Source organism: Ureibacillus acetophenoni (assembly GCF_900220965.1).
Classification (GTDB): domain Bacteria; phylum Bacillota; class Bacilli; order Bacillales_A; family Planococcaceae; genus Ureibacillus; species Ureibacillus acetophenoni.
This window is the reverse complement of record NZ_OBQC01000001.1, coordinates 63,164-79,630: the sequence shown is the minus strand read 5'-3', so window position 1 is coordinate 79,630 and position 16,467 is coordinate 63,164. Positions and strand designations below refer to the sequence as shown.

Here is a 16,467-nt window from a genome sequence, read left to right as displayed (position 1 = left end):
TATTTCCATAAATATTTGAGCTAGAAGACGCTCATTCTATTTTAAAAAATCACATTACATTCATTTTCATAAAACAAATAGGCGCTTGCCTATTTTCAATAAAATGAATGGCGAAGTTTTTGTGAAAATAACGCTTCGCCATTCTTATCAATAAGAACAACAATTATTGGTTCATTACGATAAATGCTACTACTACACCGATGATCGGTAATGCCTCTACTAATGCAACCCCGATGAACATTGTAGTTTGAAGAGTACCTTTAGCTTCTGGTTGACGAGCGATACCTTCTACTGTACGTGATACGATCATACCGTTACCAATACCTGCACCTAGTGCTGCTAAACCGATAGCAATTGCTGCTGCTAATAAACCTATTGAACCTGTCATTTGTAAATTTCCTCCTTGGAATTGTGTTTGGTTTTATTTTTTTTAAAGCATCTAATGTGAAACACTAAAAGCTTTTATTATTAATGGTCTGTACTCACTTTGTGTGAAATATAAACCATTGTTAACATAGTGAAGATGAACGCTTGGATAAATCCAATGAAAATCGAGAATCCAAGCCATGCCATCGTTGGAACAATTGCACCGATGAAACCTAAAATACCTGACCCTGCTAGTCCAGCAAGTAAACCAAGTAAGATCTCCCCTGCGTAAATGTTCCCGTAAAGACGTAGACCTAATGTTAATGTGTTTGCAAATTCTTCAATAATTTTCAGTGGGAACATGAATGGCATTGGTTGGATAAATGTTTTAAAGTAGTGTTTTGCACCACGCATACGAATTCCGTAATAAGTGGCAAGTACCATTACCATCGATGCTAAAGTCATTGTAACAACTGGGTCAGCTGTCGGTGATTTCCACCAAAGGTCACCGTAGATGTATACCCCTCCGAGTGGTAACCCTAAAAGGTTGCCGACTGCGATAAACATAATAAGTGTAATACCTAAAATGTGGAATCTACCACCTGTTTTCCAGTCCATGTTACTATTTATAATTCCTCTAACAAAATCCATAATCCACTCAAAGAAGTTTTGCATACCTGTTGGCTTTAGTTTTAAATTACGAGTGGCAACAACCGCGATAATAAATACGATAGCCGCTGTAATTAATAACATTAAAACTGTAGATAAGTTAAATGTTAAAAAGCCTAGTGTAATCTCTGGAACTCCATGACTCATTACTACATTTCACCTCACTTTCCATTGTTACTGTTTTTAACTAAAGATACGAATGATCCTATAAATAGGACTACGTACGGAATCATTAGCCCAATAATTGTGCTAATTAAGTGAAAATATTTTGGCAACGTAAGCGCGACAGCTGCTGCTGCAACACCTGACCCAAAGCGTAATGCTGTTCCAAGAGAAGCGGTTTTCTTCCCTTTTTCAAGGTTCCGATCAAACCTGTCCATACGTCGAGTAAGTATCCAAAAGTTATATGTACCAAAGAATGCACCTAAACCTATTCCCAGGAATATGGATCCGAAAGGCGTTAATCCCCAACCTAAAATACAGAGTGCTAGCAAAAAAAAGAGCGCTTTCTTCTGTATTATAAAAATGTGATGCAAATCTAGCATTGGACTATATCTCCTGAACATTTTTTCGAGTAAACATGCAGTCGGTTATCACTTTTACGTGATATCAAGTGAACGTTTACATTTTAGGATTTAAATAGCGTTTAGACTATTAGAATTTCGTATACACAAGGTCGAAATATCTCGAATAAACAAAATCCTAATTATTTTTGTAAACTTTGCACAATACACATAGCATTTATACGCTAGATGACGTTGCAATTTGACAATAAATGGTTTTGACTGCCAATCTAGTAGAAACTTGATATAACAAGTGTTCAGAGGTTATTAAACCTCCCCAAAACCCTTATCATACTTACCCTTTGTAAGCATACAATAGTGAAAAATTGATGTCAATTGGTAATAGTGAAAATCTTCACAACTCAAGAAAGATTGTCAATTTGTTGACAAAATTTATGAATTATTGACTTTATTATTCTTTGTCACTTTTGATGAACGCTTTGTCGAATTTTGGAATCGATTAGTATTATTTACTACTTTCCAAGAAATTAATCAATGCTTCTACAATTCTACGTGATGCAAAACCATCTCCATAAGGATTCGATGCATGTGCCATTTTTTCATACGCACTTGAATCTTCTATTAATTCTTTTGCCATAGCATAAATTGTTTCCTCATCTGTACCTGCAAGCTTTAATGTTCCTGCAGCAATTCCTTCTGGTCGTTCTGTTGTATCACGTAATACAAGAACTGGCTTTCCTAATGATGGCGCTTCTTCTTGTACTCCACCTGAATCTGTTAAAATCATAAACGATCTTGCCGCGAAGTTATGGAAATCTAACACTTCTAACGGTTCAATTAAATGAATGCGTTCATCATTGCCTAAGATTTCATCTGCTACTTCACGAACCGCAGGATTTAAGTGAACAGGATATACCACTTGTAAATCATCATGTTCCGAAAGTAACCGTTTAATAGCACGGAACATATTGCGCATTGGTTCGCCCAAGTTTTCACGACGGTGTGCTGTTAGTAAAATCATACGATCGTCACCTATTTTATCTAATACCGGATGACTGTATTGCTCACGAACCGTTGTTTTTAATGCATCAATTGCTGTATTTCCTGTTACAAAAATCGTATCAGGATTTTTATTTTCCTTTAATAGGTTTTCTTTTGATTGTTCTGTAGGTGAAAAATGAAGATCAGCAAGAACACCCGTTAACTGACGATTCATTTCTTCTGGATAAGGTGAATACTTATTACCTGTACGTAAACCAGCTTCTACATGTCCAATCGATATTTGGTTATAAAAAGCTGCTAAACTTCCTACGAATGTTGTGGATGTATCTCCATGTACAAGGACTATATCTGGCTTTGCTTCCTTCATTACTTCATCAAGGCCTTTTAACGCATTTGTTGTAACGTCAATAAGCGTTTGGCGATCTTTCATAATATTCAGATCGTAATCAGGAGTAATCTCAAACGTTTCTAATACTTGGTCAAGCATTTGACGATGTTGCGCAGTAACCGCAACGATCGATTCAATCTTATCAGTATTCTTTTGAAGTTCTAATACAAGAGGAGCCATTTTAATCGCTTCTGGTCTTGTACCGAAAATGGTCATGACTTTCCACTTTTTACTCATGACACTTGCACCACCTTTTTTATTTTCATAGAGAAACGCCCTTTTTTAAAAAAGGACGCGATTCTCTATCGGTATGGAACACTTTCCAAACAACTCTATCTTAACATAAAACGTAAGATACTATTATTTCGTGCCAAATAAACGATCCCCAGCGTCTCCTAATCCAGGAACAATATAACCGTGGTCGTTTAATTTCTCGTCTAGTGCTGCAATGAAAATATCAACATCTGGATGTGCTTCTTGCATCGCTTCTACCCCAACTGGAGCAGCAACTAAGCACATGAACTTAATGTTTTTTGCACCGCGTTTTTTCAATGCATTAATCGCTTCAACAGCAGAGCCCCCAGTAGCAAGCATTGGGTCAACTACGATAAATTCACGTTCCTCCACATCTGCAGGAAGTTTCACGTAATACTCAACCGGCTTTAAAGTTTCTGGATCACGATATAATCCAACGTGCCCAACTTTTGCCGCTGGAATAAGTTTTAAAACACCTTCAACCATACCAAGACCCGCTCTTAATATAGGAACAATTGCTAATTTCTTCCCAGATAATACTTTTGTTTTGGCAGTTTGAATCGGTGTTTCGATTTCGATTTCTTCTAAAGGCATATCACGAGTAATTTCAAATGCCATAAGTGTTCCCACTTCGTCAACTAACTCTCTAAATTCTTTTGTTCCAGTATTTTTATCGCGAATATACGTTAACTTATGCTGGATTAATGGATGATCAAATACATAAACTTTGCCCATTGTGGGAATCTCTCCTATCTGTTGTTAATCTAAATTAGTATAACAAAAATGAATGCAACCCTAAAGTATAGATTGAAACTCAATTTTCAACAAGATTGTGTACAGCTCCAATAACGACTATACATTTTAGGAAAACAAAAAGATGTGACAATTTCTAGCATTGCCACACCTTTTTATAATCATTCGAGTTTATCGTCGAATTCCTCTACAGGCAAAGGTTTACTAAATAAATAACCTTGCCCTGTATCGCACCCAAGCTCATTTAAAATTCTAGCCTGTTCTTCCGTTTCAACACCTTCAGCAACAGTGTCAATATTCAATGCATGGGCTATTTGAAGTATCGCTTTGACAATTGCATAAGTCCCCGAGTCTTGAAGCTTCATTGTAAAGTTACGATCTATTTTTAATTCTGCTATAGGGAGCTCTTGTAAATAATTTAAAGAGGAATAGCCCATCCCAAAATCATCAACACTCGTTTTAAATCCTCTCTTGTTTAAATCTTGAATAATATGTCTTGCTTTTGCTAAATCCACTAGGCTCATATTTTCTGTTATTTCTATAATGATGTTTGATGGATCTGCGTTATATTTTTTTACTAAATCAACTAATTGCTTAACAAATCGCGGATAATAGAAATGTTCTGGTGAAATATTTACCGCAACAGGGACAACTTTTTTATTTTCTTTCTTACGACTTTCAAACCACTGTAGTACTTGTTCAATCACTTGTAAGTCTATGTCTCGTATAAGTCCCGTTTTTTCAGCAACCGCCATAAAATTTTGAGGTGAAATAAACCCTAGTGTTGGAGAGTTCCATCTCGCCAGTGCTTCTATGCTACTAATTGTTCGATTTTTTAAATTGACCTTAGGTTGAAAATAAACGATAATCTCTTTATTTTTTACTGCTTCAGTTAAATGACTACTAATTCTTAAATTATCTTTTAAGGTTTGGTCCATTTCATTTTTATATTTTACGACTACGTTACCAGCATTATTTTTCGCCATTCGAAAAGCATTTTCAGCAAAACGAATCGAGTCATTATAAGATACCTTTTCATTGAATGGGGCCACACCGTTCTTTAACGTAATGTATACCGGACTGTTTTGAATGATGAATGGCGTTTCTACTAAAATATCCATAATCGCTTCGAAATCAGGGACTTTTTCTCCGACAACAATGTTAGTAAAAGCAATGATCTTTGAACTAGAAAATCGTCCTATAAAATCCACTTCTTTTCTGCGCAACATTTTCATTTTTCTACTAATCTGTTTAAGTAACTCGTCGCCTGCATCTCGGCCATATAACTCTACGATTTCCGTAAACTCTGTTGGCTCAATTATATGTATATACCCAAAAATTTGACGTTCTTCTAACTCTCTTAACTTCTCAGTAAACCCTAATCGATTAGGAATTCCTGTTGGCACATCGTTATAAGCAAGGTAAGAAATTTCCCTTAGTTTTTGATCGTATATGTATGCTAAAGAAATTAAATCATTAATCTTATGTATAAATTTTTTGTATACAAACTCATCATGTGAAATTTCCCCATCAAAGTACATAAAAATAACACCAATTCGATCATTGGCATGATTTTTTATAGGAATAATTAAGCACTTTGATAATTCTTTTACTTCAACGATTTTTTTATGATACTTGTGCACTTTTAGATCATTGGTTTGTTCAATTCGATATGAATCTATTAGTTCTATAAATTGTTTGTAATACTCAATTTCTGATTTTCTTTCAATAATAACCAGCTGATCGAGCTCATGGTTATGTGACATGACCATTTGTAGCGCAGGTTCTTTATCTTGTTTAATAAAAATAGTTGAAAGTGTATTAAATTGGAATGCTTCGTTTAAACCGTTACAAATAATTTGTAGCTTATTAAACAAAGTTCGTTCTTTTTCAATCGCTGTATAAATTTGTTCTTCTAGGTAATGCAACGTATGGTTTAAGTGATACTTAGAGAAATCATCAAAAAGTAATAAAGTTAAGTAGCTATTACTAGTGGCATCTCGAAAGGGAATAGACATCACATCAACTAATGATGGCATTCCATTTTTATGATTTAGTAAAATATCTACCTTTTTAAATTGCCCGTGCTGCATTGTTTCTTCGAACATTTTTAAGTTTTTATTATTTTCATATGAAAATAATAATTTATGACTTTGATTTAACAATTCCACTTTATCGTATCCAGTCATTTGGCAAAACGCTTCATTGACTAATACAATTAAATATTCGTTATTCCTTTCTTCCAAAAGCACGTAACTCTTATTGGTATGATCTCCAATGGATTGAATCGATTGAAAGAGGGCCATTCTGTTTTTTTCAATTGGTTGAATCATTACGTTTCCCTCCAGGAAAATAAAACATATGTAAGAATATTTTACCTTTTAATTAATTATTTAGTAAATGCGCATTATGTAATAGAACGGTTGGTATAAATTGTCTAATAAAATAGAAAAGGGTGACCCTATTTCGTTATTTTTAATAACTTTTTGAGTCACCCTTATATATCGGTTCTATGTTGTTTAATTTTAAGAAAAATTCAAAAAATATTTGATACCCAATTCTTAAGCGTATAGTGGGTATTTATCAGTAAGAGCCTTCACACGTTCTGCAGCTTCTTTTTTCGTTGCTTCATCTTCTGGATTTTTAAGAAGTTTCGCAATAATTAAACCTACTTCTTTTAAATCTTCTTCTACGAAACCACGGCTCGTAACAGCAGCAGTACCAAGACGGATACCAGATGTTACAAAAGGTTTTTCCTCATCGTAAGGAATTGTGTTTTTGTTACATGTAATACCTACTTCGTCTAGAACATGTTCTGCCACTTTACCAGTTAAGCCAACTGATTTAACGTTTACTAATAGTAAGTGATTGTCTGTACCATCTGAAACGATCTTTAAACCTTCAGCAATTAACGTTTCAGCTAATGCTTTTGCGTTTTTCTTTAATTGAATAGTATATTCTTTAAATTCAGGTTGTAATGCTTCGCCAAATGCTACAGCTTTTGCAGCGATTACGTGCATTAATGGACCACCTTGAATTCCAGGGAATACTGATTTATCAATTTTCTTCGCTAATTCTTCGTCGTTTGTTAAGATTAAGCCACCACGTGGACCACGTAATGTTTTATGTGTAGTAGATGTTGTGAAATGTGCATAAGGAACTGGAGATGGATGTTCACCTGTTGCAACTAATCCAGCAATATGAGCCATATCTACCATGAAATATGCACCTACTTCATCAGCAATTTCACGGAATTTTGCAAAGTCGATTTCACGTGGATAAGCTGATGCTCCCGCAACGATTAACTTCGGTTTATGTTCTAATGCTTTCGCACGAACATCCTCATAATCTATTACATTCGTATCTTTTGTAACACCATACTCTACGAAATTATATAGAACCCCTGAGAAGTTAACAGGAGAACCGTGAGTTAAGTGACCACCATGAGAAAGATTCATCCCTAATACTGTGTCCCCAGGTTGTAATAGTGTGTGGTATACTGCCATATTTGCTTGTGCCCCTGAGTGAGCTTGCACGTTTGCAAATTTTGCACCAAATAATTCTTTTACACGATCGCGAGCGATATTTTCAACTACGTCAACGTGTTCACAACCGCCGTAGTAACGTCTACCAGGATATCCTTCTGCGTATTTGTTTGTTAGAACAGATCCTTGTGCTTCCATTACTGCTTCTGAAACAAAGTTTTCAGATGCGATTAATTCGATATTTGCTTGTTGACGTTTTTTCTCTGCTAAAATTCCTTCAAGAACAGCTTTGTCTTGTACTGCTAATTTTTCATAAGCCATTTTCACAAGTTCCCCCTTTTTTTGTATGTGCCTGGCACTCAAACAATTCGGAATTTTCCAAATCGTTTGAGTGCCAGGCAGCTATTCATAAATAGCTCTTGGTCCACCGATAAGTTTCGGGCGAGTTTTTGCCACCGTTACGATCGCTTCACCAATCTGTTTTACCGATGTTCTAAGTGGTATAGCTACCTCTTTTAAATGCATTCCAATTAGTGTTTGTCCAATATCAATGCCTGCGTGGGCACGAATATGTTCAACTACGACAGGTTGACGTAATTGTGTATATGCATATGCTGACATTGAACCACCAGCATGTTTAACTGGAACTACTGTAACTGGTTCATAGCCATATTTTTCTGCAGCTTCATATTCTAATGTTAAAGCTCGATTGATATGTTCGCATCCTTGGAACGCTAGGTAGATGTCGTGCTTTTGTGCAAAATGTTGTAGTTCTTTATACAGTGTTTCTGCAACTTCCATCGCACCTGCAGTTCCAATTTTCGAACCTAGCACTTCAGAAGTAGAACAACCAACGACAAAAAGCTGTTTTGGTTTAAACTCTACTTGTTTTTCTAGTTCTGATAATAGAAGTGCCATCTCATTTTGAATTCCATCTAAAGTCGCCATCTTAACACTTCCTCCTTTTGTGGTACCAGGTACACAAACAATTCAGAATATTCATAATTGTTTGTGTACCTGGTACTTGTATTAATCTTCTAGTTCTGAAATTTTTTCTACGCGACGTGAATGGCGTCCGCCTTCAAAATCAGTGTTCAGCCAAGCTGTTACGATTTCACGGGCTAATCCAGGTCCGATTACACGTTCACCCATCGCTAGAATATTTGAATCGTTATGGCATCTCGTTGCTTTTGCACTAAAAACATCATGTACTAATGCACAACGAATCCCTTTTACTTTATTTGCAGCAATGGACATACCAATTCCAGTACCACAAATTAAAATTCCACGTTCAAATTCTCCACTTGCAACTCCATCTGCAACTGGTTTTGCATAGTCAGGATAGTCAACAGAATCTGTCGTTTGTGGACCAAAGTCTTCATATTGTATTTGAAGCTCATCTAAAAGCTCCATAATTTCTCTTCTTAAATTATTTCCACCATGATCAGATGAAATGGCTACTTTCACAAAATTACCTCTCTTCATTCTATTTCTTCTTATAAGACTAATTCTTACATAAATAGAACTGTCTAAACACGTATTATTATATTATGTTGATAAAACAGAAAAACTTTTTACTCTTTATCATCAACAGTGTACCACTTTTTAATTAAGAATAACATGAAATTTCGTTCTTTTCCTAAAAATATTTGAACAAAATACGAATATTAATTCACTATATTTATATATCGTTCACCTTTAAGGTACATTACTTCCCGCTGAGCTAATACAAATTCGGATTTAGAAACTTTTTTATAAAATTTCGTCACACACATGATTTCTAAGCACCAATAAGTTGTATACTATTATCTGATTATTCAGAATTGTTTGTGTACCTGGTACCCACACAATTCTGAATTGTTCGCGTACCTGGTACCCACACAATTCTGAATTGTTCGCGTACCTGGTACACAAACAATTTGGTGCTCGCACAATTGTGCCAAAGAAAAAGCACCCAAAACTAGTTGGGTGCTTGAATCCTTTAGTTTGTCCGGTCAAACTGTTGGATAACTTTGTATAGTTGATCGGATTGTGATTTTAGATCACGAGATAATGTTTCAATTTGTTCAATTGCATAGGCTTGTTCTTCTGTTGAACTGCGTACTTCTTGAGCACCTGCCGAAGTTTCTTCAGCAATAGCTGCTACCTCTTGAGATTGGTGTGCGGTTGTTTGGATGTTTGTCATTTGTTTTTCTATTAAACCTGATATTTCCACAACGGCATCAGCCATACCTTGAACATTAGTAGACATACTTTCTACTAATCTCGTAGTATCTGATACTTTCGCAGACTCTTTAACAGCAAAAGTAACCTGTTCGTTCATTTGTTTTACAACGATGTTTACATTTTCTTGCATCGTATGAATTAATGAAGTAATGCCTTGTACAGCTTTTGCACTTTCATCGGCTAAACTACGAACTTCTTCTGCCACGACAGCAAACCCTTTTCCATGTTCACCAGCACGAGCGGCTTCGATGGATGCATTTAGAGCTAATAGATTCGTTTGGGCTGCAATATCTCCAACTAAACTAATAATTCTCTCAATCTGTTCTGCATTTTTCTCTAAATGATGGATGTTTTTCAATGCTTCTTCGTTTCCAGTTACAATTTGACGAATACTATTCACTAACCCTTGGATCGAACCCGTAGTAGTTTCTAGCTCATGAATAATTTGTTTTGACTGAGTAGCTGAATTTAATGCGCGAGTATTAACTTCAGAAGCTAAATCACGCACATCTTCAATAGCCACTACTGTTTCCTGCACTGCATCTGCTGACTGTTCTGCACCTTGAGAAATTTGACTAACTGTTAGTGCAATCCCTTCAGCTTGTTGGGATGCTGCACTTGTTTGCTCAGACAATTCGATAATCGTTGTATTTGTCTTTTGGAAATTTGTATCAATACTTTCAACCATTTGACGTAAGTTTACTAGCATTAGTTGGAATGCCTCAGCGACAGATTGAATTTCATCGCGCGTTTTCGGCATAATTACGTCTTGTCCAATTTTACCTTCTGCAACACGCGTCGCTGTTGCCTCTAATTGTTGTAATGGTTTTGTTAATACGCCAGCCAAAATTGCCGCTAAAATACCTGACCATGCAATACCTAAAACGTATGTAAGAATTTCAAACAAAGCCTTGTTCGAGAGGAAATCAAATTGGGCGAAAATGATAGGATGTAAATAATGAATAAATACAAAACTAGTTGAGTAGGTAATTAGTGCTAATAATGTTACAAATAAAACAAGTTTCTTTCGTAAACTAAACGTTTTGTTAGTCCGATGGTTCATCAACTTATCCTCCAGTGATTTTCGATTCTAGTTCATCAATTAGTTTTTTAAGTTCTTGGTATGTTTGTGAGTATGTGTAAATATCGCCTCCGAAAGGATCTGATACATCCTTCGAACTATAAGGTGTTACATATTCTTTCAATGTAAATGTTTTACCTGCTGCATTTGAAAATGAATGAAGTATCATTTCTTTATGAGCTAATGTCATTGTTAAAATAAGATCCGCCCATTCAATATCATTTGCGTTTACTTGGCTTGTTTTATGATCGAATTGTATGCCTTCTTTCGTTAGTACGGCTCGAGAATTTTCGGAAATTCCTCCTCCTTCTAATGCATAAATTCCTGCAGATTTCACTTCAATTCCATCAAGATTTTTATGTTTTAATATCGCTTCAGCCATTGGGCTTCGACAAGTGTTTCCAGTACAAACAAAATAAATATTCATGCTGCGATTCACTCTTTCTCAAATATTTTGTTTATTAATTATTTACTAATGCATAAATACTAAATAGCATTAATGAGATTCCGGCAATCCATTTTAAAGAGTTACCTTTATATTTACGTTGGCCTTTTCTTGCTATAGTTAACGATATATAAGATAGGAAGAAAGTCCAAATTCCTGCACTTGCTATAAATAAATATTTCTGTAAATTAAGCATACCAAAAGAAACGCTCACTGAAAAGGTGTCTAAACTAGCAGATATCGCTAAAATTGAGACAGGAATTGGATTTATTTGTCTATTCTGTGTAGATAGAATTAAATGTAACCCTATAAAAAATAGGATAATACTCGAAATAACATTGGACCATTGCATTAATAGCGCAACCATCATACTTCCTATTGTAAACCCAATAATCGGAAATAACATATGCAGTAGGGCTGTCCAAAGTGACAATAAAAATCGCTGCTTTACAGTAGGTAGCAGTAGATAAAGCGCTACTACATCAAGTGCCACTACGAGGCCAATTAGAATTTCTTGCAAACTCGTCCTCTTTCCTTTTGTAATGTTTTTACCATATTATGCAGAAAGGACATGCAATATCAGTTGAAATCCGGTAATTGTGTTTAATAGATTTAAAGACGATAATCCTATTTTACATTTGAACTTGGAGGTTAGAGGTTTTAATGTTTATTAGTTACACTTTTAGGGCGTTTCTTCATTTTTTAGTCTTGTAATTCAGTTTTGCGGGACACTTTTCTATCCTTTGCCCACTTTTTGTCACGCAACTCAGTTTTGCGGGACACTTTTCTATCCTTTGCCCACTTTTTGTCACGCAACTCAGTTTTGCGGGACACTTTTTCATCCTTTGCCCACTTTTTGTCACGCAACTCAGTTTTGCGGGACACTTTTCTATCCTTTGCCCACTTTTTGTCACGCAACTCGGTTTTGCGGGACACTTTTTCATCCTTTGCCCACTTTTTGTCACGCAACTCAGTTTTGCGGGACACTTTTTCATCCTTTGCTCATTTTTTGTCACGCAACTCAGTTTTGCGGGACACTTTTCTATCCTTTGCCCACTTTTTGTCACGCAACTCGGTTTTGCGGGACACTTTTTCATCCTTTGCTCATTTTTTGTCACGCAACTTAGTTTTGCGGGACACTTTTTCATCCTTTGCTCATTTTTTGTCACGCAACTCAGTTTTGCGGGACACTTTTTCATCCTTTGCTCATTTTTTGTCACGCAACTCAGTTTTGCGGGACACTTTGCCGACGACTTCCTATATTTTGTCTCGCAAATACTTTACGTTCATTTTTTCGATGCGATTTACGAAGACGCTCCCCTTAAAAACCTCAAAAAACCCCACCAACTAATATGGTGGAGTTTACAAATACTTAATCATTTTGAAACCATTTTCGCCCAGCGGCTTTTTCCAAACGATTCATAATTGCAGCCCCTACGCCTTCATTTGAAGTAGTTGTTGCTAAAATAATTGTGGCGTTTGTTTTGTCGCACGCGCGTAATGAATCATAAAGATTTGCTGATATTTCATCAACATTTCCTTCATGTCCAAACGAAAAGAAATGGTCGGATTTTAATTCTTTATATTCACTTGGGCCAAGTAAAGCTACGACCTCGCCCGCTTGGTGCAATTTATGAATTGCATTCCCTACTGTCTCTTTGTCTAACTCAACTAGGTATACTGGAGCATTTGGTGCATAATGCGTATATTTCATCCCTGGAGCTTTCGGTGTTTCTTTGCGATCTTGTTCAGACAATGTCGGTTGAGTGACTTCGCCAATAACCTCTTCTAACATTTCCTTAGTCACTCCACCAGGACGTAAAATTGCTGGAGGATTAACAGTTACGTCTAAAACTGTTGATTCCAAACCAATACCCGTAGTACCACCGTCCAGAATTAAGGGAATTAACCCATCCAAGTCTTCTTCAACATGCTTTGCTTTTGTTGGACTTGGTTTTCCACTTTTGTTTGCGCTCGGAGCGGCCACTGGTTTTTTCAATGTTTGTAATAAGCCTAATGCTACAGGATGATCAGGCATTCGTATACCTACAGTTGAAAGGCCTGCAGTCACACTTGGTGCAAGAATCCCCTCTTTAGCTTTCATCACAATCGTTAAAGGACCTGGCCAAAATTGGTCCATGCATTTTCTGGCATTCTCAGAAATTTCCTCTACATAACTAGAGACTTCCTCAAACGTTCCTATATGTACGATGAGTGGATTATCTGAAGGACGACCTTTTGCAGCAAAAATCTTTTTCACTGCTTCATCATTTGTTGCAACTGCCCCAAGACCGTAAACAGTTTCAGTTGGGAATGCAACGACTTCCCCTTCATTTAACAAATCCACAGCTTGTGAATAATTTTCCATATCATCCACATTTATGTCCACAGAAATACAAGATGTTTTCATACTGACACTTCCTTATTTCACTCGTGTTCACTCATACTTATTCACAACTTGTGGATAGTTTAATCTAAAATGTGAATAAGTTTTCTAAAAAACGCGAATTATCTAAAAATTAACCATTAAAATCCAAATAAACTTAAAATCCATTCCCAAATAACAAATACAACTTTCGTATCTTCTTTTTCTTCAACAGTATCTTCAGCGGCACTCGGTCCTTCACAAACATCTGGGAAAATCGTACACCAGAAATTGTCTCCACGCCCACTTCCTATTGTAACAACTAAAGAATTATATAAACTTTGTGGGTAAAAGTAATTTACATCTACTTTTGCAGGAATTAGATGTTGTCCAATCGTAATTTTCACATCTTGATCTGCATAGTCTTGCTCAATTACAGTTGATAATTTCGCTAATGCTTCATCATTACTTAATGCTAATAATTCATTTTGCTGAATTTCATGGAAAATCGGAGATAAGTTTTCTACCATTTCTTCTTTTAATCTTTGATCAGCAACCGTATTACTATTTGCAACTACTCGAATTTTTAATGAGTCATCTACAAAACTTTCACGAGTTTCATAGATTTGGTCCATTACTTGTGGAGCCATTAAAATTACACAGTACACAGCCACTGCGCTTGCTATTAATCTAAGAACACTTATAATCGGATGATAGTTTATTGGATTGTTTTCTCTTTTAATCTCGTAATCGTTTAACATAGTTTCATTCCTCCCTGACACCATGATTGTCAGAAAGGAATGTTTTTATTCATTTATTTCACAAAAAATCATTCTATTTTTTTGTTAATATCTTTAACAATTTCAATTTTCGCTTGTGGAAAACTATTTTTAAAGAAATTCGCGACCTCTTCACCTTGTGTATAACCTATTTCCAAACCAATTAATGCTGGTTTATTTAATAAATTTGGCAAAGATTGTGCTAGTTTACGATAAAGGATAAGACCGTTTTCTTCAGCAAATAGAGCGGTATGTGGTTCATGTTCCAAAACAACTTCTGACATTTCGCGTGCTTCATCAAAAGCGATATAAGGTGGATTGGATAAAACGACATCCCACTTCTCATTTTGAATCGGTTCAGTTAAATCTCCTAAACGAAAATCAACCTGGGCATTTAATCCGGTAGCATTTTTATTAGCTGTTGCGAGTGCCTCTTCAGAAATGTCTGTTGCAGTTACACTTGCTGAAGGATACTCAAGTTTCATCGTTATCGCGATTGCCCCACTACCAGTGCCGATATCCGCAAGCTTTACCTCACTATTCGATCCAAATAGTCGACGAATACGCTCCAATGCCCCTAAAATTAACTCTTCTGTTTCAGGTCGGGGAATTAAAACCGATTCATCCACATGAAATGTTCTACCGTAAAATTCTTCAACTCCAGTAATGTACTGGACTGGACAACCGTTTGCATGCTCAATAACATATTGTTCAAATAGCTTAATTTGCTCTTCGGAAAGTGCATCTTGTATTCGCATCATTAAACCGGAATAGTTTGTTTGAAGGATATGTTGCAATAAAATCCGTGCTGCATTTTCATCACGACCATTTTCCACTAAAAAAGAAGAAGCCCAATGGAGGGCCTCAAAAATTGTTTTATGCTTCATCATTAATCATTTAAGTGAGCTAGTTTAGCTGATTGGTCTTCTAATACTAATGCGTCCAATACTTCATCTAGCTTACCTTCCATAATTTGGTCTAACTTTTGAATCGTTAATCCAATACGATGGTCTGTAACACGGTTTTGCGGATAATTGTATGTGCGAATACGTTCTGAGCGGTCACCAGAACCAACAGCAGATTTACGTGTTGCATCCACTTCTTTTTGAGCTTCTTGCATATACATGTCAGCTACACGTGCACGTAAAATCTTTAATGCTTTTTCACGGTTTTTAATTTGTGAACGTTCGTCTTGCATAGACACAACAACACCTGTTGGTAAATGGGTCATACGAACAGCGGACATCGTTGTATTTACCGATTGACCACCCGCACCAGAAGATGCAAATGTATCAACACGGATATCTTTTTCATGGATTTCAACGTCTACTTCTTCTACTTCAGGTAAACATGCAACTGTTGCAGTTGAAGTGTGAATACGTCCTTGTGATTCAGTAGCTGGTACACGTTGTACACGGTGTGCGCCATTCTCATATTTAAATCGTGAATACGCACCTTGACCGTTAATCATAAAGATTACCTCTTTATATCCACCTGCAGGGTTTGGGGTAGCTTCCATAATATCAATTTTCCACCCTTGCGCTTCAGCATAACGAGTGTACATACGGAATAAATCCCCTGCGAAAATGTTCGCTTCGTCCCCACCAGCAGCACCACGAATCTCCATAATAACGTTTTTGTCGTCGTTTGGATCTTTAGGGATAAGAAGAATTTTAAGACGTTCTTCTAAATCTGGAATTTGCGCATTTAATTCATTAAATTCTTCTTTTACTAGGTCATGCATTTCTGGATCTTTTTCGTTCTCCAGCATTTCTTTCGCATCTGCTAGTTGTTGTTTTACTTGTTTATACTCACGATAAACTTCAACCATTTCTTGAATATCTGATTGTTCTTTTGAATATTCACGAAGTTTTTTACTATCGCTAACGATATCTGGATCGCTTAGTAATTCGTTTAACCGTTCATAACGATCTTCAACCGCTTGCAGTCGATCAAACATGTACTTCACCTCTATTTAGACTGTTTAATTTGTTTATTTATCATCGGTTATTAGCCGTGTATCTATTGAAAAAACCACTACATTAGTATATAGAAAAATGCGCTATATCGCTAGTGTTATGGAAAAAATCTGTTAAGTAATTGTTAAGATTTTCGTAAATGAACTGGGA

General features: G+C 36.1%; 17 protein-coding genes. All 17 read right to left on the bottom strand.

Going from position 1 to position 16,467, the window contains the following annotated elements:
- Positions 1-163 precede the first annotated feature (163 nt).
- Positions 164-388 (bottom strand): F0F1 ATP synthase subunit C, encoded by a 225-nt coding sequence (gene atpE, locus CRO45_RS00355; protein WP_097147641.1) that lies wholly within the window; start codon positions 386-388, stop codon positions 164-166.
- Positions 389-468: 80 nt separating this feature from the next.
- Positions 469-1,182 carry a F0F1 ATP synthase subunit A gene (atpB, locus tag CRO45_RS00350; RefSeq protein WP_097147640.1) on the bottom strand — a complete coding sequence of 238 codons (714 nt, stop codon included), beginning with the start codon at positions 1,180-1,182 and terminating at the stop codon, positions 469-471.
- Between the two features lie 14 nt (positions 1,183-1,196).
- Positions 1,197-1,580, bottom strand: a complete 384-nt coding sequence (locus CRO45_RS00345; protein ID WP_097147639.1) for an ATP synthase subunit I — start codon at positions 1,578-1,580, stop codon at positions 1,197-1,199.
- A 484-nt stretch (positions 1,581-2,064) separates the two neighbouring features.
- Entirely contained in the window at positions 2,065-3,186 is a 1,122-nt protein-coding gene (gene wecB, locus CRO45_RS00340; RefSeq protein WP_097147638.1) for a non-hydrolyzing UDP-N-acetylglucosamine 2-epimerase, read from the bottom strand.
- Between the two features lie 123 nt (positions 3,187-3,309).
- The gene (upp, locus tag CRO45_RS00335) at positions 3,310-3,939 is read right to left on the bottom strand and encodes a uracil phosphoribosyltransferase (protein WP_097147637.1); all 630 of its coding nucleotides are present in this window, start codon (positions 3,937-3,939) and stop codon (positions 3,310-3,312) included.
- A 179-nt stretch (positions 3,940-4,118) separates the two neighbouring features.
- Positions 4,119-6,290 carry a bifunctional diguanylate cyclase/phosphodiesterase gene (locus CRO45_RS00330; RefSeq protein ID WP_097147636.1) on the bottom strand — a complete coding sequence of 724 codons (2,172 nt, stop codon included), beginning with the start codon at positions 6,288-6,290 and terminating at the stop codon, positions 4,119-4,121.
- Between the two features lie 228 nt (positions 6,291-6,518).
- On the bottom strand, positions 6,519-7,763 hold the full coding sequence (gene glyA / locus CRO45_RS00325) for a serine hydroxymethyltransferase (protein ID WP_097147635.1): 1,245 nt from the start codon (positions 7,761-7,763) through the stop codon (positions 6,519-6,521).
- Positions 7,764-7,844: 81 nt separating this feature from the next.
- A complete protein-coding gene (locus CRO45_RS00320) occupies positions 7,845-8,390 on the bottom strand; it encodes a TIGR01440 family protein (protein ID WP_097147634.1) in 546 nt (181 codons plus the stop codon).
- Positions 8,391-8,471: 81 nt separating this feature from the next.
- Positions 8,472-8,909, bottom strand: a complete 438-nt coding sequence (gene rpiB / locus CRO45_RS00315) for a ribose 5-phosphate isomerase B (protein ID WP_097147633.1) — start codon at positions 8,907-8,909, stop codon at positions 8,472-8,474.
- Between the two features lie 514 nt (positions 8,910-9,423).
- Positions 9,424-10,731: a methyl-accepting chemotaxis protein gene (locus tag CRO45_RS00310; protein WP_097147632.1), complete on the bottom strand. Its 1,308-nt coding sequence runs from the start codon at positions 10,729-10,731 to the stop codon at positions 9,424-9,426.
- Positions 10,732-10,735: 4 nt separating this feature from the next.
- Entirely contained in the window at positions 10,736-11,176 is a 441-nt protein-coding gene (locus CRO45_RS00305) for a low molecular weight protein arginine phosphatase (RefSeq protein WP_097147631.1), read from the bottom strand.
- A gap of 34 nt (positions 11,177-11,210) precedes the next feature.
- On the bottom strand, positions 11,211-11,714 hold the full coding sequence (locus CRO45_RS00300; protein WP_097147630.1) for a manganese efflux pump MntP: 504 nt from the start codon (positions 11,712-11,714) through the stop codon (positions 11,211-11,213).
- 182 nt (positions 11,715-11,896) lie between these two features.
- A complete protein-coding gene (locus CRO45_RS19855) occupies positions 11,897-12,181 on the bottom strand; it encodes a hypothetical protein (protein ID WP_141400304.1) in 285 nt (94 codons plus the stop codon).
- A 385-nt stretch (positions 12,182-12,566) separates the two neighbouring features.
- Positions 12,567-13,604: an L-threonylcarbamoyladenylate synthase gene (locus tag CRO45_RS00290; RefSeq protein ID WP_097147628.1), complete on the bottom strand. Its 1,038-nt coding sequence runs from the start codon at positions 13,602-13,604 to the stop codon at positions 12,567-12,569.
- Positions 13,605-13,720: 116 nt separating this feature from the next.
- A complete protein-coding gene (locus CRO45_RS00285; RefSeq protein WP_170949367.1) occupies positions 13,721-14,320 on the bottom strand; it encodes a stage II sporulation protein R in 600 nt (199 codons plus the stop codon).
- Positions 14,321-14,388: 68 nt separating this feature from the next.
- The gene (prmC, locus tag CRO45_RS00280; protein WP_328588564.1) at positions 14,389-15,225 is read right to left on the bottom strand and encodes a peptide chain release factor N(5)-glutamine methyltransferase; all 837 of its coding nucleotides are present in this window, start codon (positions 15,223-15,225) and stop codon (positions 14,389-14,391) included.
- Between the two features lie 2 nt (positions 15,226-15,227).
- Complete coding sequence (prfA, locus tag CRO45_RS00275) at positions 15,228-16,298, bottom strand: peptide chain release factor 1 (RefSeq protein WP_097147626.1); 1,071 nt, start codon at positions 16,296-16,298, stop codon at positions 15,228-15,230.
- Positions 16,299-16,467 lie beyond the last annotated feature (169 nt).